Annotated in this window: 22 protein-coding genes and 2 pseudogenes; 3 read left to right on the forward strand and 21 right to left on the reverse strand. The window is 62.3% G+C overall.

Going from position 1 to position 25081, the window contains the following annotated elements; all coding sequences use genetic code 11:
• Positions 1–2: 2 nt before the first annotated feature.
• Complete coding sequence (locus MSIL_RS10205; protein ID WP_049768145.1) at positions 3–866, forward strand: Pnap_2097 family protein; 864 nt, start codon at positions 3–5, stop codon at positions 864–866.
• A gap of 151 nt (positions 867–1017) precedes the next feature.
• Here MSIL_RS10205 and MSIL_RS10210 read toward each other — a convergent pair whose 3' ends face one another.
• A complete protein-coding gene (locus MSIL_RS10210; protein ID WP_012591012.1) occupies positions 1018–2274 on the reverse strand; it encodes a porin family protein in 1257 nt (418 codons plus the stop codon).
• Positions 2275–2643: 369 nt separating this feature from the next.
• Between MSIL_RS10210 and MSIL_RS10215 the strand changes: the two genes are divergently transcribed.
• Positions 2644–6009 carry a hybrid sensor histidine kinase/response regulator gene (locus tag MSIL_RS10215; RefSeq protein ID WP_012591013.1) on the forward strand — a complete coding sequence of 1122 codons (3366 nt, stop codon included), beginning with the start codon at positions 2644–2646 and terminating at the stop codon, positions 6007–6009.
• On the forward strand, positions 6002–6922 hold the full coding sequence (locus MSIL_RS10220) for a response regulator (RefSeq protein WP_012591014.1): 921 nt from the start codon (positions 6002–6004) through the stop codon (positions 6920–6922). Before MSIL_RS10215 ends, MSIL_RS10220 begins: the two co-directional genes overlap by 8 nt.
• Before the next feature lie 15 nt (positions 6923–6937).
• Here MSIL_RS10220 and urtE read toward each other — a convergent pair whose 3' ends face one another.
• From urtE to MSIL_RS10325, 20 genes and pseudogenes are all read right to left on the reverse strand, one after another.
• Positions 6938–7651 (reverse strand): urea ABC transporter ATP-binding subunit UrtE, encoded by a 714-nt coding sequence (gene urtE, locus MSIL_RS10225; protein ID WP_012591015.1) that lies wholly within the window; start codon positions 7649–7651, stop codon positions 6938–6940.
• Positions 7648–8424 carry an urea ABC transporter ATP-binding protein UrtD gene (gene urtD / locus MSIL_RS10230; protein ID WP_012591016.1) on the reverse strand — a complete coding sequence of 259 codons (777 nt, stop codon included), beginning with the start codon at positions 8422–8424 and terminating at the stop codon, positions 7648–7650. Before urtD ends, urtE begins: the two co-directional genes overlap by 4 nt.
• Positions 8425–8427: 3 nt before the next feature.
• The gene (gene urtC, locus MSIL_RS10235) at positions 8428–9513 is read right to left on the reverse strand and encodes an urea ABC transporter permease subunit UrtC (protein WP_012591017.1); all 1086 of its coding nucleotides are present in this window, start codon (positions 9511–9513) and stop codon (positions 8428–8430) included.
• Positions 9514–9542: 29 nt separating this feature from the next.
• Positions 9543–10448, reverse strand: coding sequence for an urea ABC transporter permease subunit UrtB (gene urtB, locus MSIL_RS10240; protein WP_012591018.1), 906 nt, complete (start codon positions 10446–10448; stop codon positions 9543–9545).
• A gap of 58 nt (positions 10449–10506) precedes the next feature.
• Positions 10507–11691 carry an urea ABC transporter substrate-binding protein gene (gene urtA, locus MSIL_RS10245; RefSeq protein WP_041367877.1) on the reverse strand — a complete coding sequence of 395 codons (1185 nt, stop codon included), beginning with the start codon at positions 11689–11691 and terminating at the stop codon, positions 10507–10509.
• Between the two features lie 161 nt (positions 11692–11852).
• Positions 11853–12473 (reverse strand): urease accessory protein UreG, encoded by a 621-nt coding sequence (gene ureG / locus MSIL_RS10250; RefSeq protein WP_012591020.1) that lies wholly within the window; start codon positions 12471–12473, stop codon positions 11853–11855.
• Positions 12470–13231 (reverse strand): urease accessory protein UreF, encoded by a 762-nt coding sequence (locus MSIL_RS10255; RefSeq protein WP_244406103.1) that lies wholly within the window; start codon positions 13229–13231, stop codon positions 12470–12472. Before MSIL_RS10255 ends, ureG begins: the two co-directional genes overlap by 4 nt.
• Positions 13143–13712, reverse strand: a complete 570-nt coding sequence (locus MSIL_RS10260; protein WP_244406104.1) for an urease accessory protein UreE — start codon at positions 13710–13712, stop codon at positions 13143–13145. Before MSIL_RS10260 ends, MSIL_RS10255 begins: the two co-directional genes overlap by 89 nt.
• Positions 13663–15375 carry an urease subunit alpha gene (gene ureC, locus MSIL_RS10265; protein WP_012591023.1) on the reverse strand — a complete coding sequence of 571 codons (1713 nt, stop codon included), beginning with the start codon at positions 15373–15375 and terminating at the stop codon, positions 13663–13665. Before ureC ends, MSIL_RS10260 begins: the two co-directional genes overlap by 50 nt.
• Positions 15376–15378: 3 nt before the next feature.
• Complete coding sequence (locus tag MSIL_RS10270) at positions 15379–15693, reverse strand: urease subunit beta (protein WP_012591024.1); 315 nt, start codon at positions 15691–15693, stop codon at positions 15379–15381.
• The gene (locus MSIL_RS10275) at positions 15690–15992 is read right to left on the reverse strand and encodes an urease subunit gamma (protein ID WP_012591025.1); all 303 of its coding nucleotides are present in this window, start codon (positions 15990–15992) and stop codon (positions 15690–15692) included. The genes MSIL_RS10270 and MSIL_RS10275 overlap by 4 nt, the downstream gene beginning before the upstream one ends.
• Positions 15989–16837, reverse strand: coding sequence for an urease accessory protein UreD (locus MSIL_RS10280; protein WP_012591026.1), 849 nt, complete (start codon positions 16835–16837; stop codon positions 15989–15991). The genes MSIL_RS10275 and MSIL_RS10280 overlap by 4 nt, the downstream gene beginning before the upstream one ends.
• A gap of 549 nt (positions 16838–17386) precedes the next feature.
• Positions 17387–17740: a hypothetical protein gene (locus MSIL_RS21680; RefSeq protein ID WP_187148731.1), complete on the reverse strand. Its 354-nt coding sequence runs from the start codon at positions 17738–17740 to the stop codon at positions 17387–17389.
• Positions 17665–18895: pseudogene (locus MSIL_RS20725) on the reverse strand (IS3-like element ISMsi4 family transposase). The gene MSIL_RS21680 and the pseudogene MSIL_RS20725 overlap by 76 nt, the downstream one beginning before the upstream one ends.
• Before the next feature lie 66 nt (positions 18896–18961).
• Positions 18962–19767: pseudogene (locus MSIL_RS21290) on the reverse strand (IS3 family transposase); the annotation flags it as partial.
• 487 nt (positions 19768–20254) lie between these two features.
• Positions 20255–20545, reverse strand: a complete 291-nt coding sequence (locus MSIL_RS10305; RefSeq protein ID WP_012591028.1) for a hypothetical protein — start codon at positions 20543–20545, stop codon at positions 20255–20257.
• Positions 20546–20783: 238 nt separating this feature from the next.
• Positions 20784–21455, reverse strand: a complete 672-nt coding sequence (locus MSIL_RS10310) for a response regulator transcription factor (RefSeq protein WP_012591029.1) — start codon at positions 21453–21455, stop codon at positions 20784–20786.
• Positions 21455–23770, reverse strand: coding sequence for a GAF domain-containing protein (locus MSIL_RS10315; protein ID WP_012591030.1), 2316 nt, complete (start codon positions 23768–23770; stop codon positions 21455–21457). Before MSIL_RS10315 ends, MSIL_RS10310 begins: the two co-directional genes overlap by 1 nt.
• Positions 23763–24392 carry a biliverdin-producing heme oxygenase gene (locus tag MSIL_RS10320; RefSeq protein ID WP_187148646.1) on the reverse strand — a complete coding sequence of 210 codons (630 nt, stop codon included), beginning with the start codon at positions 24390–24392 and terminating at the stop codon, positions 23763–23765. The genes MSIL_RS10315 and MSIL_RS10320 overlap by 8 nt, the downstream gene beginning before the upstream one ends.
• A 168-nt stretch (positions 24393–24560) precedes the next feature.
• The gene (locus MSIL_RS10325; RefSeq protein WP_148213068.1) at positions 24561–25058 is read right to left on the reverse strand and encodes a hypothetical protein; all 498 of its coding nucleotides are present in this window, start codon (positions 25056–25058) and stop codon (positions 24561–24563) included.
• Between the last annotated feature and the right edge of the window lie 23 nt (positions 25059–25081).

The raw sequence follows: 25081 nt of genomic DNA on the forward strand, positions 1-25081 counted from the left end.
ATATGGCTTTTTCGTCCCTCACCCTTCCTTCGCGGCAGGCGTTCGTATCGCGCGACGTGGTTCGCCTCGGCATGCCTCATCTCAGCCTCGGCGGCCTGTCCGAGACCTGGCTCCTGAAGGAGCTTGGCGACCGGCACTGGATGCTGCTCGCCAAACTGGCGGGGCGCGAAATCCCCGATTTCCGGGACGAGAGCGGCGCGCGCGTCTATGCCGCCTTCGCCGCCGTATCGATCCGCGAAGCCTCGCTCGCTTCCTTCGTGGAGCACGACGAACTCGTCATCGAGTCAGAGATCACTCGGATCTCCGGCGCGCAATTCGCCAGCTTGCATCGCCTCAGCCGACGCGGACGACCCGCGGGCGTCATCGAACTCGTGTCGGTCTTCGTGAAGCGCCGCGTCGCTGGGCGCAATCGCTCGATCATGCGCACCGCGCTCGATTGCTTTCCGCCGCCGGAGGCTGCGGGGCCATCGTTCACGGCGGCTGCGACGGCCGCGCGCATTCGCGCCGGCGCGTTCGAACAACATTTCGGCTTCTCCCGCTCGGACTCGCGGGAGATCGGCCGCCTGCTCATCAACCCCTGCCCGTCGCAGGATTTCAACGGCGCCGATTTCCTCTACTTCACCTCGTTCCAGTCCTTCGTCGACAGAACGGAATGGGAGCTGCTGGCGCCCGAACGCGGCCTCTCAACGCAGGCGCGCGACATTGTCTATCGCGGCAATATCGAGCCGGGCGATAAAATTGTCGTCATGCTGTCCGCCATCCGGCAAGGCGAGGGGACGTTGGCCCATTGGAGCCAGATCACACGAGACTCCGATGGCGCGCATCTCGCCGACATCTTCACCTTGAAGCGAGCCGGCAGGCGATGAACGATCCGCTCTCCCGGCGCTTCCGACCGAATCCTCGCATTTGACGTGCGATGCGCGCCCGAACTTTGCGCGTCCTCTCGCAGCCGATTAGACGGCGCCCTGCCCAGAAATTCGGCCGGGGCGTTGCCGGGGTTCGGCCACGCGCTCCAGCTTAGAGCTGCACCTGCAGGCCGAGCGTCACCCGCGTGCCGCTATGCGTGTTGCTCGCCGAATTCAGCGCGCAATCCAGCGTAACGACCAGATCATGCGGCTTGATCACATAGTTTACGCCGAAATCGATCTGCGACTGCCATGTCTCGAGAACGGTGGCGTCAAAGTGCTGGTAACGGGCGTAGGGCTGAAACTGTCCCTGAACGATCCCATAGCCGAACGTATAGGGAATAAGGTAGGCGGCGCTCGCGAGATAGCCGTTGCCCTGCGTGACACCGCCGATATTCGCGGTGAGGCCGGCGTTATTGTAGTTAGGCGGAACGTCAACGATGCCGCCAGTGTTGTAATTATAATAGGCGCCTTCCAGCGTGATCACGCCATAGTCGCCAAGCTTCTTCTCCATCAGGCCGTCGACGTTCCAGGCTCCATAATTTGCGGAGTTGAAGCTGGTCCCGACCCCATCCTGCTGGAACATGCCGGCGACGCCGATCGAGAGGACGTCGACCTTGCCATAGTAGGTGCTGGCTTCGTAATAGGCGGGGTCGGGTTCCGGGTCCCAGAAATTATACACGACGCGGCCGGCGAAAAGCGGATTATGCGCCTGATTCGATGGACCAAAGAAGCCGAAGGTCGTGGGATCGACGCCGGGGCCTGGCACGCCATTGTAGGTTGCAAGATTATGGCCCGCGAAGACGCCAACGGAATAGACCAGCTTTTTGTCGAACAGTTTGCCCCACACGGTTCCGCCGAGATCGCGCCCATAGAAGCGCGAGGGATATTGCGATACGACGCCCGGGTAATACCACTCGCTTAGATAATAGGGGCCGTCGAGATTGGCTCGATCGCTTGGCGGCAGCATCTGGCCGACCCAGACGTTGACTTCGTTCATCGGCTCGAACTGCACATAGGCGTCGAGCACTCCGATCGGCCCGTTGCCATAGGAGCGTTCCGTATTGAACGTCGCCTTGATATATTCATTCAGCGTCGCGCCGGTGTAAATTCGGAAGCTGTCGAGATTATATTGCGCCGTCGTTCCGTTGCCGTAGCCGCCAGGCGCAAAGGATGAAACCGAGCCGAAGCTCGTCCTGAGGCCGGCGCCGATCGTGAACGATCTGCCGTCGCCGAGATCGATGGTCTCTCCCGCCTCCGCCTTCGTAAGATCTATGGCGCTGAACCCGAGCGCGACGCAAAGCGCGAGGGCGCCTGCCGTGGACGCGTTCGGGCGCCGCGTCTTACCCGATACTGAACGGTCTTTCATTGTCTAAACTCCCATTCGTCCAAGCTCGGATCGGGCGAAGCCACTTCTTTGCAGGGAACTCTTCTTGATTGTGAGCCTAGATCAACCTGAAATTTCCAAGAATACGTGGAAGCGCGTATGAAGATATTTCGCAACAGGCGTAAAGAATATTCTTCCGGCTCCCATTTTCAATAACGAGTTACATTTATACAACAAATGCCAAGACAAGCGCGCCGCTTCGCGTCGCTTTTTGTTTTCTCTTCATGGACAGGCGGGCGGCGTCTTGGCCCCCAAATTGCTTACTTCAGTCACGGACGCCTCGCTGCGCCAGAGCCGGTAAGGCCAGGCTCGCGACGCACGCCGCCACGCAATACGAAAGGTGGCCATGAATTGATCCCGGGGAGCGCGACGCAGAGCATTGGCGCGCAGAAGCGGCGTTACAATCAATGGGTCGCCAATGAGACCCTTGAGGACTATGCGCTGCGCTTCACTGCGACGCGCGCGCGTCGCAGCGCATTCAGCGTCGCCAACACGGCGATCGGCGGCGTATCCTTCCTCGCCTGCGAGGCGATCGGCGGATCGATCACTCTGGCTTATGGGTTTTCCAACGCGGTCGCCGCCATCGTCGCCGCCGGCATATTGATGTTTCTTTGTGGCGCCCCAATCGCCTACTATGCCGTCCGCTATGGCGTCGACATCGACCTGCTGACGCGCGGCGCGGGCTTTGGCTATCTCGGCTCGACGCTGACCTCGCTGATCTACGCCTCTTTCACCTTCATCCTGTTCGCCATCGAGGCGAGCATCATGTCGTTCGCCCTCAATATGGCGTTCGGCATTCCCTTGCCGATCGCCCATCTTGTCAGCGCGCTGATCGTCATCCCCATCGCCGCTTATGGCATACGCCGCATCAGCCGCATGCAGCTCGCGACGCAGCCGATCTGGCTCATTCTTCAATTCGTTCCGTTGCTTTATTTCGCCCTCAGTCAGTCGGACAAGCTACAGCAGTGGAGCGCTTTTTCCGGCGAAAGCGGCTCGCCGGACGGCTCGATCAGCCCCTTGCTGTTCGCCGGCGCCGTCGCAACGCTGCTCTCTCTACTGCCCCAGATCGGCGAACAGGTCGACTATCTCCGCTTTCTGCCCGCGCGCAAGGAAATCGGCGCCCTGCGCTGGTGGAGCGCCATGCTTGGCGCCGGCCCGGGCTGGGTCGTCATCGGCGCGTTCAAACTCCTCGCGGGCTCCTTCCTGGCCTATGCCGCGCTCGCCCATGGCGTGCCGGCGGAGCGCGCCGCCGAGCCGGCCGAGCTCTACCGCCTCGTCTTCGTCGACGTCTTCCACTCCCCAGCCGTGGCGCTGATCGCGATGGGCGTCTTCGTCGCCGTGTGCCAGACCAAGATCAACGTCACCAACGCCTATGCCGGCTCGATCGCCTGGTCAAATTTCTTTGCAAGGATAACGCACAGCCATCCGGGCCGCGTCGTCTGGCTCGTTTTCAACGTGTTGCTCGCCCTCCTGTTGATGGAGATCGGCGTCTTCCGCGCCATTCACAGCATTTTGGGGATCTACGCCAATTTCGCGGTCGGATGGATCGGCGCGTTGACGGCCGATCTTGTCGTCAACAAGCCGCTCGGGCTCAGCCCGCCCCATGTCGAATTCAAGCGCGCCCATCTTTATGACGTCAACCCGGTCGGCGTGGGCGCCATGGCGCTGTCGATCTTCCTCTCGACCCTGGTCTTTCTCGGCGCCTTCGGCGAGGAGCTGCGGCCGGTCAGCGCAATCATCGGCCTCGTCGTCGCTTTCGCCGCAGCTCCGCTGATCGCCGTCGCGACGCGCGGCAGATACGCCATCGCGCGGACGGACGCCGATCTGCCCGCGCATCGCGGCGCCTTCCTCTGCTCGATATGCGAGAATGATTTCGAGCGCGCCGACATGGCCTTCTGCCCGGCCTATGGCGCCCCGATCTGTTCGCTCTGCTGCACGCTCGAGGCGCGATGCCATGACATGTGCAAGCCTGGCAAGCGGCTCGAAGATCAAATCTCCGCGGCGATCAATGTCGCCCTGCCCCGCCGCATTGCCGCATTCTTCAGAACGCGGCTCGGCCGTTTTTTGGGCGTCCTCGTCGTCTTCGCCCTTGTCGTCGCTTATCTCCTCGCGCAGATCTATGTTGCTTATGGCTCGCTCGCCCCCACAGCGCGGCCGATCGTCGGCACGACGCTCTGGATTGTATTTTGGGCGCTCATCATCCTGCTTGGTCTCGCTTCATGGTTTATCGTCCTTGCGCATGACAGCCGGCGCACCGCGGAAAAGGAGGCGGAACGCCAGGCCCTCATCTTGACGCAGGAAATCGAGGCGCATAAGGCGACTCAGCACGCCATGCAAAAGGCCAAGGAATCGGCCGAGGCCGCCAATCTCGCCAAGAGCCGCTACATCGTCGGGCTCAGCCATGAGATCCGCACGCCGCTGAACTCGATCTTTGGCTACGCTCAGCTGATGGAGGGCGCGCCGATCGAAAGCAACGCCGACGGCGTGCGCATCATCCGCCGCAACGCCGAGCATCTTGCGAGCCTTCTCGATGGTCTGCTCGACATCTCACGCATCGAGACAGGCGTCACGCGTCTTTCGTGGGAAAAAGTGCGCCTGCCTGAATTTCTCGATCAGATCGTCGAGATGTTCCGGCCGCAGGCGGAAGCGCAAGGGCTGACTTTTATTTATGAGCGGCCGGAAACTCTGCCTTCCGTCGTCAATACCGACCCGAAGCGGCTGCGGCAGATCCTGATCAATCTGCTGTCGAACGCCATCAAATATACGCCCTCGGGAAACGCTGCGCTCAAGATCCGCTACCGCGGTCAGGTCGCCGAAATCGAAGTCAGCGATACAGGCCTTGGCATTCGCGCCGACGACCTTGAAACCATCTTCGAGCCGTTCGAGCGCGGTCGCATGCCTCAGGCGCGCGCGCTGCCGGGCACCGGCCTTGGCCTCACGATCGTGCGGCTGCTGACGCAGGTGATGGGCGCCGAGATTACGGTCCAAAGCACACCAGACTCGGGCAGCAAATTCCTGCTGCGCATTCTCCTCTCTGAAGTCGCCCAGCCGGACGAGCGGTCGCCACGCGCGGCGCAGATCCGCGGCTATGCCGGACCGCGCCTCCAAATCCTGATCGCCGACGATGACGGCGGCCATATCGATTTCTTGACCCGAATTCTGCGCCCGTTCGGATTCAACCTTACCGCCGCCAAGGACGGCGCAGCGGCGCTCGAACTTGCCGCGAGCGCCCGCCCCGACGTCGCCATTCTCGACATCTCCATGCCGGCTCTCGACGGCTGGAGCGCGGCCGAAGCGCTGCGCCGCGCTTTTCCGGATATGATGATTGTCATTATCTCAGCCGACGTCCACGACATGCGAAGCGCGGGCCGGGCCGGCGGCGCGCATGACGCCTTTCTCGTCAAGCCGCTCGACGTGCAGCAGCTGCTCGATCTTCTGCAGAGGAAATTCGCGCTTGAATGGATTTGCGGCGCGGAAAAATCCAGCGCGGCGCCCTCAGCCCCGCCCGCGCCGCCTGCAGGCCTCACGCCGCGCCGCGAGGAATTGCTGCAGCTCGGCCGTATCGGCTATGTGCGCGGCATTGAAACCAAGCTGTCGGAATGGGAGACAGAGGAGCCGGACGCCGCGAGCTACATCGCGGTTCTGCGCGCTATGGTGAAACGATTTGATTTCAACAAATATATGGACGTCCTGAAAGCGGAGCGGCGCGATGGGTGAAACGTTAAAACGTCGCGACAAAATTCTTACCATTGACGATACGCCAGAAACGCTCGCCTTTCTGACCGAGGCGCTGGAGCGCGAGGGTCTCACGGTCTTTGCCGCCATCGACGGGCAGAGCGCGCTCAATTCGCTGGCCGAAATCACGCCGGATCTTATCCTGCTCGACGCCCGCATGCCGAGCATGGACGGATTTCAGCTTTGCCGGCGGATCAAGCAGGAGCCGCATTTCTCGCATGTGCCGATCATCTTCATGACCGGCCTCACCGAGACCGAGCATGTGATCGAGGGACTTGCCGCGGGCGGCGTCGATTATGTGACAAAACCGATCGTCATCGGCGAGCTCGTCGCGCGCATCAAGGTTCATCTCGCCAACGCTCGTATCGCTTATGGGGCGAGGAGCGCGCTCGACGCCACCGGCCGCTGCCTGATGGCGACGAACGAAAGCGGCGAATTATTGTGGTGCACGCCGCAAGCCGAGCGGCTCTTATCGGCCGAAATAGGCGAGGCCGGCTGGATCGACGCCGGCAATTTGCGCCGCCTCAGCCTGTTGCGTCAAGACATCGGCCTTGGGCCCAAATGCGCGGTGCTGCAATTCGGCTCGCGCCGCATCGAATGCCAGTTTTTGAGCCGCACCGGGCCCGACGAATTCCTCTACCGGCTGAAGGAAGCCGATAGCGAGGCTGGCGATGGCGCGCAGCGCCTCAAGGAGGCGATGACGCTCACCTCGCGCGAAGCCGAAGTGCTGGTGTGGCTCGCGGCGGGAAAATCCAACCGTGACATCAGCGCTATTCTGAGCATCAGCCCGCGAACCGTGAACAAGCATCTCGAACAGATTTTCCGAAAGCTCGGCGTCGAGAACCGGGCCGCCGCTGCGGTCATGGCCGTGCAGACTCTTTCCGCGCGGCTTTAGATGCAATGACGCCCGTCAGATATTGACGAGATGGGCGACGTCCGCCGCGCTTTCGGCGCGCGTGCTGCCTTGCCGGATCAAGCGACCGCGCTGCATCACGGTGTAGCTGTCGGCGAAGGACCAGGCGAAATCAAGATATTGCTCGACGATGACGATTGTCACCTTAAGCTCGGTTCGCACGCGCCGCAGCGCGTCCTCGATCTGCTGCACCACATTCGGCTGAATGCCCTCTGTCGGTTCGTCGAGCAAGAGAAGGCTCGGCTGGCCGCAGAGCGCGCGGCCCATGGCGAGCTGCTGCTGCTCGCCGCCGCTCAAGACGCCCGCCTTGCGCGCCTTGATCTGTTTCAGCTTGGGAAACAGTTCGTAGATATGCTCCGGGATGCCGCCGATGGCGTGGCCGCGTCCCGCCAGCGCCGAGAGCCCCGTCTCGAGATTTTCCTCGACGGTCAGATGCGGAAAGACATGGCGGCCCTGGGGCACGAAGCCGATCCCCGCCCGCGACCGTTCGAATGATTGGAAGCTCGAGACGTCCTTGCCCTTGAACCAGATGGAGCCGCTCTTGAGGCGCATCGCGCCGATGATGGTCTTCAAGAGCGTGGTCTTGCCGACGCCGTTGCGGCCGATGAGAGCGACGGCGCCGCCCTCTTCGATTTCAAGATCGATGTCCCAAAGCACCTGGCTCTGGCCATAGGCGACCGAGACCTTGTCGAGTTTGAGAAGGGCGCTCAATCGGCCGCCCTCCCGAGATAGACGGCGGCGACATCCGGATCCTTGCGGATCTCGGCGACGCTGCCTTCCTTGAGGAACTGGCCCTGGTGCATCACAGTCACCCTCCCGTTCAGTTGCTCGATAAAGCTCATGTCATGGTCGATCACCAGCACTGCATGCTGGCCGCCAAGGCCGCGGATGAGGTCCGCCGTCTTGCTGGTTTCCTTCGGCCCCATGCCTGCCGTAGGCTCGTCGAGGAGCAGAAGCTCGGCGTCGGTGGCGACCACCATGCCGATTTCGAGCCATTGCTTTTCGCCATGGGCGAGTTCCCCCGCCAAAATATGGCTTCGATCCGTGAGGCCGACCGTCTCGAGAATTTTTTCGATCTTTTCCTTTTCTTCGGGCGCCTGGCGCAGGCCGAAGGAGCGCCGCCAACTGCGGTCCTTTTGTCCGGCAATCATTAGATTGTCGAGAACGGTCAGAGTCGGCAGCACGCCCGGCGTCTGAAATTTGCGGCATACGCCGCGCCGCACGATCTCGAATTCCGGCAGGTAGGTGATCTCCTCACCTTTGAAGACGACGCGCCCGTTGGTCGCCCGAACACGGCCGATGATGGTGTCGCAGAGGGTCGATTTGCCGGCTCCGTTGGGGCCGATGACGACGCGCAGCGATCCCTTGTCGATCGTCAGGCTGAAGCCGTTCAGGGCCTTGAAGCCATCGAAATCGACGGTGACGCCGTCGACGGCAAGCAGCAGATTGGGCTCGGTCAGTTGTTCGTGGAGCGCTTGCGGCATGACTTATCCCTCCGCTCGCACGATCGGCGCCGCGCCCGCCGGCGCGGGGCCTGACCGCTTCGTCAGGCGAGACACAAGATTCACGCCAAGGCCGGCGAGCCCCTCCGGCAGGAAGGTGACGACGAGAACGAAAGCGAGGCCGAGAGCATAGAGCCACAGGCTCGGGAGCGCCGAGCTGATCTGGTCGCGCGCGAAATTGACGATCAGCGTTCCTGCGATGGCGCCCCATAGGCTCTTGCGGCCGCCGATGGCGACCCAGATCACCATTTCAATCGAGGGCACGACGCCGACGAGGGCCGGCGAAACGACGCCGGCATGCAGCGTAAACAGCGCGCCGGCGACGCCGGCGAACGCCGCCGCGATGGTGAAAGCGATGACCTTATAGGGCGCGGGATCATAGCCAAGGAAGCGCACGCGATTCTCGCCGTCGCGCGTCGCGCGCAGCAATTTACCGTAGCGCGTCGCGAGCAGCCAATAGGTGATCGCGAAGGCCGCGACGACAAGCGCGACCGTGACCCAGTAGAGCGTGTAGATCGTGCCGATGGCGCCGAGATCGAAGCCAAACAGGGTCTTGAAATCGGTGAGGCCATTGAAGCCGCCGGTGTACTGCTGCTGGCTGACGAGCAGCGTCGCGAAACACAGCGCCAGGGCTTGGGTGATCAACGCGAAATAAACGCCGCCGACGCGGCGGCGAAACACGAGCCATGAAAACACCGCGCCGACCGCGGCCGGGACGAGAATAACGCCGAGCGTCGCCAGCAAAGGGTGGCTGAAGATCGTCCACCACCACGGCAGCGCGTCGAGACCGCTCCAGGTCATGAAATCGGGGATCTCGCCCTCGCCGAGGGTGGCTTGCTTCAGATTCATTGCGATGACATAGCCGCCAAGGCCGAAAAAGACGCCCTGGCCGAGGCTCAGAATACCCGCCTCGCCCCACAGCAGCACGAGGCCGATGGCCAGAATGGACATTGCGAGAAAACGTCCGAGCAGAGTCAGCGTATAGGCGGAAACGAGCCAGGGAGCGAGCGCGGCGATAATCACCACAACGATCGCGATGGTCCATCTGGAGCGCAGGAATCGAGCGTTCATGATCGGTTGTCCCCGTTTGCGCGGCGGCGTCAGTCCAGCGCCCGCGAGCGAACGGCGATAACGCCCTGCGGTCGGAACTGGATAAAGGCGATGACGAACAGAAGGAGGAGCACCTGCGACATGCTAACGTCGACGAAGATCTGGACGAGCGCCGAGAACAGACCGACCATGACCGAGGCGATGGTGGTGCCGACAAGGCTGCCGAGACCGCCGAGGATGACGACGAGGAAGGCCGGGATGATGTAGGTCTGGCCGACATTCGGCGTCACTGGTCCGAGCAGAGCAAGCACGACGCCGGCCAGGCCCGCGATGCCAGCGCCCAGACAAAACACGGCGAGATCGACCTGGCGCACATTAATGCCCGAAGCCCCCGCCATGAAGCGGTCCTGGTTGACGGCGCGCACGAGCAGGCCGATCCGCGTCTTCGCCATCAGGAGGCCGAGCCCCGCGAGCACGACAATCGCGACGGCGAGAATGAAGATGCGCGTCGCTGGAAGATTGAGCCCGGCGAGCAGCCCGCTCTCGACGCGGAAGGAATGGTTCAGCCATTCAGGCGCGGTGACGCCGACGCCAATCGCCCCGAAGATATTGCGCGCCGCCTGTTGCAGAATGAGGCTGACGCCCCAGGTCGCGAGCAGCGTGTCGAGCGGGCGCGACGAGAGGCGGCGGATCACCGTCGATTCGATCACCGCGCCGACCAGCGCCGCCCCAATAAAAGCAACAGGCATCGCCACGAGAATGCCGAACGGGCCGGGAACGACCAGCAGCGTCAAATAGGCGAGATAGCCGCCGAGCATCAACATCTCGCCATGCGCCATGTTGATCACGCGCATCAGACCAAAGCTCAGCGCTAGGCCGAGGGCCGCCAGCACGAAAAGCGAGGCAACGCTGAAGCCGTTGAAAATCTGGCCGACGAAAAGCGTGTAGGTTCCCATGGGGTCCGCCTTCAAACGAAAGCGCCGCGCGGGTCTCGCGCGGTGCGACGCACTTCAGTCAGAGCTCGCACTTCTTTCCGGGGAAGGCGACGGGATCGTAAGGGTCCGGCGGAATAACGTCCTTCGACTCCCAGAGGATCTTGAACTGTCCCTTCGAGTCGAGCTCGCCCACATAGGCCTTCTGGTAGAGACTTTGGTTCGGCGCGAATTTGACGGCGCCCATCGGCGTCGCCAGCTCGAGGCCGACCGCCGCCTTGCGCACTTTGTCAACATCGAAGGCGCCGGCCTTCTCGACGGCGGCCTTCCAGGCGTAGACGTCGACATAGCCATGCACCATCGGGTCGGTGACCGCTGCGCCAGCGCCGAACTTAGTCTGATAATCGGCGACGAATTTCTTGTTCGCCGGGGTGTCGATGCTCTGGAAGTAATTCCAGCCCGCGTAGCTGCCCTCGACGAGCGAGGCGCCCATCGCCTGCGCTTCCTGCTCGCCGATCGAGAAGGACATCACCGGCAGCTTGATGCCGGCGGCCGACATCTGTTTGAAGAAGGAGACGTTGGAATCCCCGTTCAGGGTGCTGTAGATGACGTCCGGCTTGGCCGCCTGAATCTTGGCGATGACCGCGCTGAAATCGGAGCCGCCGAGCGGGACATATTCCTCGCCAGCCGTCGTCAGCTTGTCGAGCGCGATATGTTTTTTCAAGATGAGATTGGCGGTGCGTGGAAAGACGTAGTCGGAGCCGACGAGGAAGAAGGATTTATAGCCCTTCGTCTTGCCCCAGTCATAGGCCGGCACAATCTGCTGGTTCGGCTGCGCGCCGGAATACATGATGGCCGGCGAGCATTCGTTGCCCTCGAACTGTACCGGATACCAAAGCAGGCTCTTCAGCTTCTGGAACACAGGCAGCATCGCCTTGCGGCTCGCCGAGGTCCAGCCGCCGAACACGGTGACGACGCCATTGTCCTGCACGAGCTTGGTGGCTTTCTGGGCGAAGATCGCGGGATCGGAGGCCCCGTCCTCGACGATCGGCTCGATCTGCTTGCCGAGCACGCCGCCGGCCGCGTTGATTTCGTCGATAGCCATCATCTCGGCGTTCTTCACCGTGACTTCGCTGATGGCCATTGTGCCGCTGAGGGATTGGAGCACGCCGACCTTGACCGTTTCGGCGAAGGCGGGCGAGCTCAGCACGGTCGCGGCGAGCAGGGCGATAGACAATTGTGCGGCAGGCCGCTGCGTCGGCTTCATCAAGATCCTCATAGGTTGTGCGACAAAGGCCAAAGCCTGGACCCAAGCCCGAGGCCAGGCGAAGGAACACGGACCAAGGCTCGAGCGGCACAACACTAGGCGGATCCGGACCGCTCCGGTATGGGGCATTCGACGTATCTGCGATGCCACATCAGCGGCAGTCAGACGCCTGATAGGCCGCCCTGCCTTTCGATGAAGGCGACGATCTCGGCTACGCCCAGATTCGTCTTCAGATTGGTGAAAAGGAAGGGCTTCTCGCCGCGCATTTTGCGCGAGTCGCGGTCCATCACTTCGAGCGAAGCTTCGACGAGGGGGGCAAGATCGATCTTGTTGATGACGAGCAGGTCGCTGCGGGTGATGCCCGGGCCGCCCTTTCGCGGGATCTTGTCGCCGGCCGAAACATCGATGACATAAATGGTGAGGTCGGCGAGTTCGGGGCTGAACGTCGCCGCGAGATTGTCGCCCCCGCTTTCGATGAAGACGAGGTCGAGGCCGGGAAAGCGCGCGTTCATCGCGTCGACCGCGGCGAGATTAATCGAGGCGTCCTCGCGGATCGCCGTGTGCGGACAGCCGCCGGTCTCCACGCCCATGATCCGTTCGGGCGCAAGCGCCGCCGAGCGGGTGAGAAATTCGGCGTCCTCCTTGGTGTAGATGTCATTGGTAATCGCAGCGATATTCCAGCGTTCGCGCATAGCCTTGCACAGCCGGTCGGTCAGCGCGGTCTTGCCCGATCCGACGGGGCCGCCGATGCCGATGCGGAATGGGCCGTTGGTCTCGCTCATGACCGGAAAAGCCTTGTGTATTGCGTTTCATGACGCATGGAGAAAAGATCGATCGCGACCGCACTCGAACCTGCGTCCTCAATCGTCGAGGAGATTGCGCGCGCGACGACGACGGCAATTTTTGGATGCAGCGCGGCGAGGGCGCGCTGACCGTCGGTCTGGCCGAGCGGAATTAGCCTCACGCCAGCCGAGACGAGATTTGCCGCGATGCTATGCGCCAGCGCCACGAGCATTGCGCGCAGCGGCGTCCGCGTGGCGCAGGCTGCGCCGACCGCGATCGCATAGGCCAAGCCCTCAGGATGATCGCCCCGGACTGCGGCGTAAGCCCCGTCAGGCCAAGCGGCCGAGGTGGTTGCGGCGAAAGCCATGCCCTGCTGGAGCGATTCAAGGGCGAATTCGCTGGTTGGACGCAGAGCAAGAGCAAGCTCGGCGGCGGCCGCAAGTTCGTCGCGACGCCCGGCAACCACGGCGCGCCAGGCCGCCGCCGCGAGCACAAGATCGGACCATCCGCCGCCGATCTCGAGTACGGCGCCGACATAATCGCCAAGATCGTCGCGCGATAAAACCTCGCCCTGTTCGACCGCCCATTCAAGGCCATGGCTATAGCTGTAGGCGCCGACGGGATAGGATGGCGACAACCAGGCCAAAAGGAGCGGCAGCCACTCGCCCTCATCCGTCATGGGCATGCGCATGGCGGTCACCGTGACTATGATGATCGTCACCTCCGTGCGCGTGACCGTGCCGTGGAACTCGGCCATAGGCGCCCTGCTCCGGCGAAAACGGACGCAGGGTCTTGCGGCAGTCGGCGCCGAGGCCGTTCAGCATGTCCTCAATCACCTGATCCTGTCGGATCAGGATCATCTCTCCCATAATCTGCGCCGGCAGGTGACGGTTGCCGATGTGGTAGGCGAGCTGCGCCAGGCTCGAGGCGCCTGCGCGCACCTCCAGTATCGGTTCTTGCGCCGCCCGGACGCAGACGACGCCGCCCGACTCAAGCCTCAGGCCGTCTCCTTCGGCGAGGCGGACAGCCTGCGGCAGATCGAGCAGAAACTCGCCGCGCCCGCCATCCATGGCAAGAAGGATGCGTCGACGGTAGCGGTCGTCGAAAGACAGCGTGACCGTGCCGATCTCCTCAGCCGCCAGATAGGCGCCCTTTGCAAGCACGGCTATGGCGCGCGGCGTTTTCATCTCAGAACAGGAAATAACGCTGCGCCATTGGCAGCACATCGGCGGGTTCACAGGTCAAAAGTTCGCCGTCGGCGCGCACCTCATAAGTCTCCGGATCAACCTCCATCACAGGCGTCGCGTCATTGAGAATCATGCTCTTTTTCGAGATCGAGCCGCGCGTTCCCCGCACCGCTTCGAGCGGTCGCGAAAGGCCATAGCGCGCGCCGACGCCGCGCTCGATCGAAACCGCGCTGACAAAGATAAGACTCGACTCAATGAGGCTCCGGCCGAAGCTCGCGAACATTGGCCGATAATGCACCGGCTGCGGCGTCGGAATGCTGGCGTTGGCGTCCCCCATCAAGGCGTAAGCGATCGAACCGCCCTTCAGCACAAGGTCGGGTTTGACGCCGAAGAAGGCCGGCGACCACAAGACGAGATCGGCGAGCTTGCCCGGCTCCACGGAGCCGACCACATGGGAGATTCCATGCGCGATCGCCGGGTTGATGGTATATTTTGCGATGTAGCGCCTGGCGCGAAAATTGTCGTTGCCTGATATGTCCTCCGGCAGCGCGCCGCGCTGTCGCTTCATCTTGTCGGCGGTCTGCCAGCAGCGGATGACGACTTCGCCGACTCGTCCCATCGCCTGACTGTCGCTCGAAAACATCGACAGAGCGCCAAGGTCATGGAGGATGTCTTCCGCCGCGATGGTCTCCTTGCGGATGCGGCTCTCGGCGAAAGCTATGTCCTCCGCGATGTGCGGATCGAGATGATGGCAGACCATCAGCATATCGAGATGTTCGTCAAGCGTGTTGCGGGTGAAGGGCCGCGTCGGATTGGTCGAGGAGGGCAATACATTCTGTTCTCCGACCACCTTGATAATGTCCGGCGCATGGCCCCCGCCGGCGCCTTCGGTGTGGAAGGCATGGATCGTGCGGCCCTTGAAGGCCGCGATCGTCGTCTCGACGAAGCCGCTTTCATTCAGCGTGTCGGAGTGCAGAGTCGCCTGCACGTCGAGGGCGTCGCAGACCGAAAGGCAACAATCGATCGCCGCCGGCGTCGTTCCCCAATCTTCATGCAGCTTCAGCCCGCAGGCGCCGGCCTCGACCATTTCAATCAGCGCCGCGGGTTTTGAGGCGTTGCCCTTGCCGAAGAAGCCAATGTTCATCGGCAGGCTTTCGGCCGCCTGCATCATGCGCATCATATGCCAGGGCCCGGAGGTGCAGGTGGTCGCCTTGGTTCCCTCCGCCGGGCCGGAGCCGCCGCCAAGCATTGTGGTGACGCCGCTGCACAGCGCTTCCTCGATCTGTTGCGGCGCAATGAAATGAATATGCGTGTCGACGCCGCCGGCGGTCAGGATCTTGCCCTCGCCGGCAATGATCTCGGTGCCCGGCCCGATGGTGATGGTGACGCCCGGCTGAATATCCGGATTGCCGCCCTTGCCAATCGCGGCGATGCGTCCGTCCTTCAGGCCGACATCGGCTTTTACGACGCCCGTATGATCGAGAATGACGACATTGGTGATCAATGTGTCGACCGCGCCCTCGGCGCGCGAGCGCTGGCTCTGCCCCATGCCGTCGCGGATCACCTTGCCACCGCCGAATTTCACCTCCTCGCCATAGATCGTAAAATCGCGCTCGACCTCGATCAGGAGTTCGGTGTCGGCGAGTCTGATCTTATCGCCGGTCGTCGGGCCGAACATGCCGGCATAAGCGCGGCGGCTCATCGTGACAGGCATGGCTCAGTCCTTGTCGAGCTTGCCCATGACGGCGCCGGAAAATCCAAAAACCTCGCGCGCGCCGGCAAAAGGAACAAGCGCCACCTCGCGCGTCTGGCCGGGCTCGAAACGCACCGCCGTTCCGGCCGCAATATCGAGCCGCCGGCCAAGGGTCGCGGCGCGATCGAACGAGAGAGCGGCGTTGGTCTCGGCAAAATGATAATGCGATCCGACCTGGATCGGACGGTCGCCAAGGTTTGCGACGTTGAGCGTGATGGCGTCACGATCCGCATTGAGGGTGATGTCGCCCTCTGCGACGATGATCTCGCCGGGGATCATCGGATCGGCTCGTGAACGGTGACGAGCTTCGTTCCGTCGGTAAAGGTCGCCTCGACCTGGATTTCGTCAATCATCTCGGCGACGCCTTCCATCACCTGCTCGCGGCCGATCACGGCGCCGCCTCGCTCCATCAGATCGGCGACGCTATGGCCGTCGCGGGCGCCTTCGACGACGAAATCGGTGATCAGGGCGACCGCCTCCGGATAGTTGAGCTTGACGCCGCGTTCGAGACGGCGCCGCGCGACCACGGCGGCCATGGCGACGAGAAGCTTGTCTTTTTCTCGCGGACTGAGATTCATGCGGCGTCCCGGCTATGCGTCGTTGCGATTTCGAGGCTCAGTTCATCGAGGAATTCGGCCGCGGCGCCGCGCAGCCGCGTTTCATCGGGATGCAGGAAACGTGCAAGGAGAATTCCGTTGACGAGGGTCGCGCCGCCGCAGCGCTGCTCCGCCCGCGCGCGCGCAAAGGGCAAAAGCCGGGCCGCCCCGGGACCGAAATAGAGGATGCTGGCAAGCCCTGCCGAGCCGCCAAGGCCAAAGCGGGCGTGGCGCAGCGCGGCGACCTCGCCGCCCAGGCGCAAACGATCGGCGAAGAGCAGCCGGCCGCCGCAGCGCACGGTGACGGCGTCGCGCAATTCGCCATGGGCAAAGGTTTCGCCGCGGGCGATACGGCCGAAAATCACGACCTCTCCGGAGAGAAAGCGCGAATCCGCCTCGACGACGAAACTCTGGCTGCGCGAGAGCCGCGCGCCGTCGAAGAGAATCGCCTCCTGCGGACGCCAGTCCAGAAAGCCGCCGCGCCCGATGACAAGCTCGGTCGCGATCACTGTTTCGCGCGTCAGGGAGCGGTAGATTTTTTCGGCCGCCTGCGTCCTCATGATCACCGTGGCGCCGCAGCCGACCTCGACCGAAATCGAGATGCGGTCGCCTTCAACAAGACCGCCGCTCGAATTGACGAGGATCGCCTCCAGGACAGCCGGATCGTTCCGGCGCGGGAAAAAAATCCGGCACGGGGAGGTTTGTCGCAGCGCATGGAGACGCGTGCCCCCCGAAATCCAACGCGCCGAAAGCCTCGCGCCCCCCTCCGAGCGCTGCAGCGGCGCCGAGGTCCCGATGGCGCGGCGCCCGGGCTCGACAAAGTTCATCCGCCCGCGTCCGCAATATGATCGAGGTCCAAACCAATCCCTCCTGGCGGCCTGTGACGGATCGAAGGCGCACAATCATCGAGGGGCTGCATCATTTCGACAATACGCATTTTTGAGCATTGACCCGCCCCATCACTGGAAAAGGGGCCGCTCGTGCGCAGCAACCTCGTTTTCGCATGAACCATGGGCAATTTGAAAAAACCAATCCTCTCAAAGGTTCTTTTGGCGCGTTGGCAAAAAATGCGGCGCCACAACGCGCCGTCTTTTAAGGGGGACGCCTATCGCGTTTTCGACTCACGCGGTTCGCGTTAATAGCGAGCGCAGCATCGGCAATGCGCGCACGCGTGGCGCGAGCTGTCAGGTCCCGCCGGATTGACATGACTGTCTCCCGCTATCCGGTTACGGGACACCGTAAACTTGTCGGTTCGGTGTTCGATTTGGATCGATCCGACTATCTGTTCCTGACGCCGCGAGATGGGTTTTGGAAATCCCCGCCCCATGACAAAGGTCCGCTTGCGCAGTGCGGGCTAGGCATTGGCAGTAGTGTGTTCAGGATAAGTGATGTCCGAACAGGTTCGCGGTTTGATCATGAACGGATAGGAACTTTGGACCCGACTTGAAGTACTTTCCGCACGAGATCATCGATGCAAAGACCCGCGAGGCTTTGCTCCACGCCATCGCCCGTTCGCGCCGCTGGGTTGATACGATCGTGACCGGCGCGGCGGCGTAATTCGACGACGTCGCCGCCACCAAAAACCTCGCCGAACGCCGCGTCCGCCCGCTTTGATCGCTCTGGCCTGTCCCCGAGGGGTGATCCAGTTTCAATGTTAGTGCATGGCGGGCTCTGACGCCATGGTTGGTGTGGGCGAGCGCGCGGCTCCCACAGCTGGCGCGCTCGCCCATGGCGCGATGTTTCCGCCGCAGGGAATAATTGTCTCAGGCGCTGGCGATCGGTAACCGAGCGAGCTGTGTGGGCGCACGGCGTTGAAATGCCGCCGCCAGGCCTCGATCATCGCCTGAGCCTCGGCCAGACTGAAGAACATCTCACCATTGAGCAGCTCGTCGCGGAGCTTCGAATTGAAGCTCTCGCAGGCGCCATTCTCCCACGGGCTGCTGGGCTCGATATAGGCCGTCTGGGACCCGACGGCGGCGATCCATTCGCGCCGGGCCAGGGCGATGAACTCGGGCCATTGTCCGACCGAACATAGGCCGGCGTTCCGCGCCGGATCATCAGATCGGCCAAGGTCTCCAGCACGTCGGTGGAGTCGAGCCGGCGTTTGACCCGGATGTCCAGGGCCTCGCGGGTGAACTCGTCGATCACACAGAGCATACAGAACTTCCGTCCATCTTGGGTCCGATCCGCGACGAAGTCATAGGACCAGACATGGTTGGGCCGCTCGGCGCGCGGGCGCACGCAAGAGCCGTCGTTCAGCCAGAGCCTGCCGCGTTTTGGGTGTTTCTGTGGGACTTTCAGCCCCTCGCAGTCGCGCTGTTGCGCAGACTGCGTGAACTTGTCTGCGCGCCAGATCCGCTGCACCCGCTTGGCGTTCACGACCCAGCCAGCATGGCGCAGCAAAGCCGTGATCCGCCGATAGCCGTAGCGGCCATAAGCCTTGGCCAGCTCGACGATGTCGGCGGTCAGAGCCGCCTCGTCATCGCGGCCGCGGGCTGGCTTGCGCTGTGTGGAGCGGGGCTGCCGGAGCGCCGCGCAGGCGCGACGCTCCGACACTCTCAGCTCGGCTTTGACCTTGTCCACGCAGGCGCGGCGACGGGCGGGGCTTAGAAGTGTCCCCGCGTGGCTTCGGTCAAAATCAGCTTGTCCAGGGTCAGGTCCGACGCCGCCCGCCGCAGCCGGGCGTTCTCCAGCTCCAGATCCTTCAGCCGCTTGACCTGGCCGCTCTTCAGGCCGCCATACTCCGCGCGCCAGCGGAAGTACGTCGCCTCCGTCACAGCGATCGTTTTCACCGCATCGGCAATCGACTTGCCTTGCGCCGTCAGGACATCAACCTGACGCAGCTTGGCGACGATCTCCTCCGGCTTGTGCCGCTTTATTCCCATCGCTCCATCCCTCCAAAGGGTCCGCGGACCAACATACGGGATGGATCACTTCAAGGGGCGCAGACCAATGAGGGCATCCGTGACGAGCTGGGCCGTCATGCCCGCGCTCATCGACCATCCAACAACGCGGCGCAAGAACAGATCGACGACCGCCGCTATATATAGCCAGCCCTGAGCTGTCCAGGTGTAGGTGAAGTCGGCGGTCCACTTCTGGTTCGGTGCTAACGCTTCGAACGCTCGATCGAGGATATTGGACAATGCCGCATGACGCTGGCCGCCATCCTTTGGCAGGGCTCTGCGCCATGGCCGTGCCCGTAGGCCCTGCTAGCGCATCAGCCGCTCGATGCGATGCAGACCGGCGTCGAGCCTGTCGGCGAGAATGTCATGCCAGACCCGACGAGCTCCGTAGGTCCGGTCGCTGCCAGCAAAGCTCGACCGGATCCCGGCAACAAGCACTTCGTCATACCTGGCCCGTTGGCCGGGCGAGCGATCGAGCCAAGCATGAGAGCCCGAGCTAGAGACACCGAGCGCCTCGCAAATCCACGCAACCGGCCAGATCCCTCGGTGCTTCGCGACGAACCCGAACTTCGTATCGAGACGCTGCCAAAGCAGGCCGCGGCTTTTTTTAGACGTCGCGCTCCGCCTTGCGCTTGGCGACTTCACGCCGCAGCTTCTCGATCTCGAGCTGCTCCTGGCGTCATCTGACCATGGCCGGGAAACGCCTGTTGCGGATCGGAGGAATGCGCTCGCACCCGTTTGCGCAGCACATTGACATGCAGGTCGAGATCAAGGGCCGCCTGCGCAGCAGAAACACCCCGCCACCAGCTTCACTGCCTCGAGCCTGACTCACGGCTGAGCTTCCGTCTCTCCATCAACACTCTCCAATTCCAAAACACCTTACCTCGGTGTCCTCAAAATCGGCAGCAGCTCACGTCGGCCAATCTTTCAGCTATGGCGTCGCCGCTTGCGGCGACAAGTTCTGGCTTCGGCTAGATTACAACGTGAAGGCCGGCACTCAATTTTTGCGTGCGAGTTGTAAATAGCTCAAGAAGCGATTGCTGATTTGGTCATCGGGTAAGATCATCCTTTGCCATCGTCGGCGCGCGCCGCAGGAGTTGAAACCGACGTCCTTGCGTCATACACTCTTATGCGGGGGCTTCTGCAAATTCGGAGACGATCATGGGACTTGTGATCTGGGTTTGGATTTTATGCGCGCCAGTTGCGGCTATTGCACTGACTTACCCGCGCTCCTGACGCATTTTGGGCTGCCGAGTTTAATCTGATTCGGCAGCCAGCACGGCTAAGAGAGCGTTAGCGCGTTGCTCAGATGCGATACCTTCCCTTCTAGTTAGCTGGAACCTAACAGCTAGCAAACTGAGGTGGCGACTTACCATTGCGCAAATGGACTGCGAGTGCGTGAAGCGCCTTCACGCTCAAGATCACGGGATCACGCTCACCGCGCTCCGCCTCATTGAAGATTGCCTGCGCGAGATAATTGCGAAAGGACAGGATCTCGGCTGATCCGAACTCTTTTAGTTCGCCCTCCAGCATGGCCCAAGCCTGGTCAAACGCCTTCTGACGCACACTCGCACCATTATCCTCAATTCGGTTAATGGGCGCCGCTTCAACTCGCGGAAGAATGTCGGACATCAATACTCCAGTCTAATAAACAGTATTTGCGCCACATTACTTTCGCGAAAAAAGTCTTGAGACAGACGTCAAGGCGCGGGTTCTCCGGAACCGTCATTGCCCGAGAAGATCGTCCACCGGGTTAAGGGCTGAAATCACAGTAGAATTCGCTCATGGCCCGGCAAAGGAGGAAAATCCCCGCTCCGTGTCGATAAAATACCTACATGTCAGTGAAATTGCTGACAAGGCGAAGCTTCGGCTAAGATTCGCCGAGCCAGCCTTTGCCAGCCGCGTAGCGCACCAGCTGCACCCGGCTGTCGAAGCCAAGCTTTTCCATCGCCCGCGCCTTATACGTCTCCACCGATTTGACGCTGATGCGGAGTTCGGCGGCGACCGCTTTGTGGCTGTGTCCTCCAGCCGTCAATCGCAAAACCTCTGTTTCCCTCTCGCTGAGGTCAGCAATGGCGCTGAGCGCGACGACGGTTGCCTTTTGTGGTATGCCGCCGAGCACTTTTCCAGCGATCGCCGGATCGAGATAGATCCCGCCCGCGGCGACGGCTCGTATCGCCCTAATGAGTTCCTCCGCGGCTGAACGCTTCAGAACATAGCCCGCAACGCCAAGTTCAAGGAGCTGGCGCAAATATCCCCGATCTTCGTGAACCGTCAGCGCGAGAATCTTGCTTTGAGGACAGGCCGCACGCAAAAGCTCGGCGACTTTCGTTCCATTCAGGCCGGGCATCGAGATGTCCAAGATTACGATATCCGGCTTAAGCTCCGTCGCCAAGCTGAGCGCGCTGCGCCCGTCGCAAGCGTCTCCGACGATGGTCATTTCTGGATCCGCGCCGATCAGCGCCTTGACGCCAGCAAGAACGACAGGGTGGTCGTCGGCGAGAAAAACGCGAAGGGAGATGGGCGCCGCCGCAAGGCTCATTAGAGCGGAACATGAATGAAGAGGGTCGCGCCATGCCCCGGGCTGGTTTCAATCTCCAGTTTGCCTCCTACAAGGGACAAGCGCTCACGCACGCCAAGAAGCCCAAGGCGGGAGGAGGGCTTTGTCGCCGAGTCGACGTCATCCCAGAGAAAGCCCCTGCCGTCGTCCTCCACAATCATGATCGCCTCGCTCGACGTCGCCTTCAGAATGACGCCCGCTTTTTTTGCCTGTGAATGCTTGACGACATTCGTGATCGCTTCCTGAAGAATGCGATAGAGCGTCGTCTCGACAATAGGCGGTAGTCGCCGATCGCTCAAGGCGAGGTGCAAATCAAACTGCAGCCCCGATTTCTGGCCCCATTCCTCTAAAAATTGCTGAATTGCCGTCTGAAGGCCAAGATCGTCCAGGGCCGTCGGCCGGATTTCCCAGGCGAGGCGATTGACCTCTTTGCCAAGATTCGCCGTCAGGTTCTTGAGATCCGCCACGCGTCGCTTCACTGCTGGAGATGAATCGACGTCACGGCCGATCCCGTCGAGATCGAGTTGCATTACAGTCAGATATTGCCCGAGACTGTCGTGTAATTCGCGCGCAATCCGCTGTCGTTCCGCTTCCTGATTGATGACCGTGCTGCGCAAGACTTCGGACAGCTCGGCCTCTACAACGGCGCGGCGATCCGATTCGATCTTCAGTTGCTGCGCCGTCGTCTCCCATTGACGGATCCGATGGTCAAGCGCCACAAGCAGGGCGTCCTGACGCTGGCGCGCAGTCTCACGCTCGCGCGCAATTTGGTCGACGCGTCGCAGCACAACCTCGAGCAGCGAAACCCTGAGCGCCTGCGCGGTCTGAATTGCGACGCTGCTCCACGGGCGCGACTGCAGTCGGACCTCCTGCTTCCACGCGGCGAAGCTCTTTCGCGGCGACAGGCGTTGCCCATCGGGCTCGGCGCTCACCGACTTATCGGGGTTGCCAGCCCAGGTCACAGTCTCGATGATTTCCGGCCGGAACCAGATGACATAATCACGCGGAGTCTTCGACACCGAAAGCGCGATGATTCCGCTAGCCACATCTGCAAAGTCGACGGCGGGCGCATAGAGCTTAGGCAGCGCCGAAGTATGGAAAACGCCGTCCTCCGCGGTCTCGTTTAGCCAGCCCACGAGCCCGGCCGCCTGATCCGCGTCCGGCGCCCGTCCGAGATGTGTATAGCGGCCCTCGATCCAGAGCCCCAGTCCATCAGCGGATATAATGTCGAGCAAGCTCGGACGCAGCTTTTCCAGAGCGTCCGCAAGTTCCCCAACCCCCGCAAGATGCGTCAAAAGTCTGTCGTGCAGGACTTTGGACCGGGATCTAAGCTCGAGCTCGGCGGCAGTGATTTTGGTCTCGAGAAGGAACGAAGCCATCTGGCTGAAAAGTTCGAGCGCGACGCGCAGGCGATGCGCGACAAAACGCGGCGTCCGTGAATGGCAGGCCACCAGGCCCCACAATTTGCCGTCGAGAATGATCGACAGCGACATGGTCGCGGCGACGCCCATATTTCCCAGATATTCAAGATGAATTGGCGAGACGCTGCGCAATGCGCTCTGGCTCAGATCGAGCGGGCGCCGTTCCTGCGCGTCGAATACCGGTTCGAGCGGGGCCGGTTCATAGCGCGCGTCGGCGATCAGCCTGATCCAGTTGCGCAGATAGAGATCGCGGGCCTGCTTTGGAATGTCGGACGCCGGGTAGTGCAATCCGAGGAAAGGCGCCAGCGCCGGGTCTTTGGCTTCCGCGTCGACCGCGCCGCTGCCGTCGGGCAGAAAGCGGTAGACCATGACGCGGTCGAAATTCGTCGCCTGACGCACGACGTCGGCGACGGATTGGCAGAAAGCCGCGACAGAATCGGCCTCCTGCACGCTGCGGATCATGGTCTGAACGAGCGCCAGCGAATCATCGACAATGTCCTCATAGACCGGCTCGAATTCGAGAATGAGCGATCCGTCGCTGAAATGCGCGGTGACGTCGACGCCACGGTTGCCACCCACGGCGTTCATGCGGAAAGCATGCAAGGGGCGGATCATCGCCCCCTCATTATCCAACAAGTCCCGCAGCCGGCCGATCCGCCCGGCCGAGAGCCAGTCTTCGATCGGTTTGCCGATCAGATCGCGCGGCGCAAAGCCGAGGAGCTGTCTTGTATTGCCGCCTGCCTGCGCCACCGTCAGACTGTCGGCGTCGAGCGCCAGCAAGGCGCCATGGGGCTGAATCGACCCTGGAATATGGATTGGCTCGCGGTCGCAGTTTGACAGGTCTGCGGCGCCGAAAGCGGGCGTCTCGTCATCCATCTGCGCCGCCCGGTGAAATCGTCGCGCCGCCGCGCTCCAGGCCGGCGAACCAGGCGCCGAACAGGTGAAACGCGTCGATCGCCGCACGTTCGATCTCGGCGACGGCGCCCTCGTCGCCGCCGAGATTTTCGACCGCCGCGACATAAGCCCGCCACATCCGTCCGACGTCAGCTCCATAGCTGGCAAAGAAGCGTCCGCCAAAAGTCGGACTGAGCCCGAGTTTCGGGCCAAGCCGGCGCAGGATCAACTGACCGCCCAAAGTCGAGCCTTCCACGACATAAAGAACGCCAAGACCCGCGGCGATCGATCCCGGCCGGGGCAGACTTTTGCGCTGCGGCAGCGCCGCGCGTGCGCCGGCGTCGAGGCCGAAATCGGCAAGGTCGGCGGCGATCCAGGGAAGTTTGCGGCGCGCCTCGAAATCGAGGCCCGTCGGCGTCCAGTGGAGCTCCGACAATGTCTGTTCCAGCGGAGCATAGAGTCCGAAGAATCGGATCAGCAGCGCAATATAATCGTCGCGCCCCATGTCCCGATCGAGGTCGAGGTGCTGCTCCACACGCTGGTGCAAAGCCTCAGTCGCAAGCCGCAAGCGGCCCCTCACGCCAATGCCGGAAAGCTCAGTCACCGCATCCATCATGTCTGGCAAATCGATTTTCAGACGCCGGAGCATATTCGCGTAACACGCCAAGCCGCTCCGCGGCCGCTCTTTGTAACACGCCGGACGCCGCGGCGCCGATTCGGAGAACCGCGCCGAGACGGCGCCGCACTGTGATGCGGGGGGTCAATTCGACCCCTACTCGTCCCGGGCGCCCCGGCGGGCCTTGTTTTTCGCGGCCCTGGCCGACCATTCGTTCGGAGACGCCGGAGTGTCCTTGACCGGCTCCTCCACTTCCCCATCACAGATATGGACACCCTCGGCGAAATGCTCTCGCAAAAGCTTGATCAATCGATCGACGGCGGGGTCCAGCATCCTGACCCAGATTGTCTCCTCCTCCGATCCCAGCTCCCGCATCTCGGCGATCCGGGCGAGCGAGGTCTCTCCGTCTTCCATCATCAGCGAAGCGGCAACGCGCGCCGCGCTGAGCAGGGCTGAAACGGCGGGATCGCTTTTTCCCTGGATCATCAGGCGAGGAATGATCTGCGTTTCGATCATCCGCCTCAGTCGGGCGTTTCGATCGCCGTCTTCACCGGTCCCCGCGCCGTTCGAAGATAGGGCGTAACCGTGCGCCGCAGCCGACCGGTCGCCACGTTGCGCCGGAGCGCGAATTTTCAGGTGCGCCTCAAATTTCATATCCCGCACGCGCCGCCTCCCCG

The sequence above is a fragment of the Methylocella silvestris BL2 genome, from assembly GCF_000021745.1.
Classification (GTDB): domain Bacteria; phylum Pseudomonadota; class Alphaproteobacteria; order Rhizobiales; family Beijerinckiaceae; genus Methylocapsa; species Methylocapsa silvestris.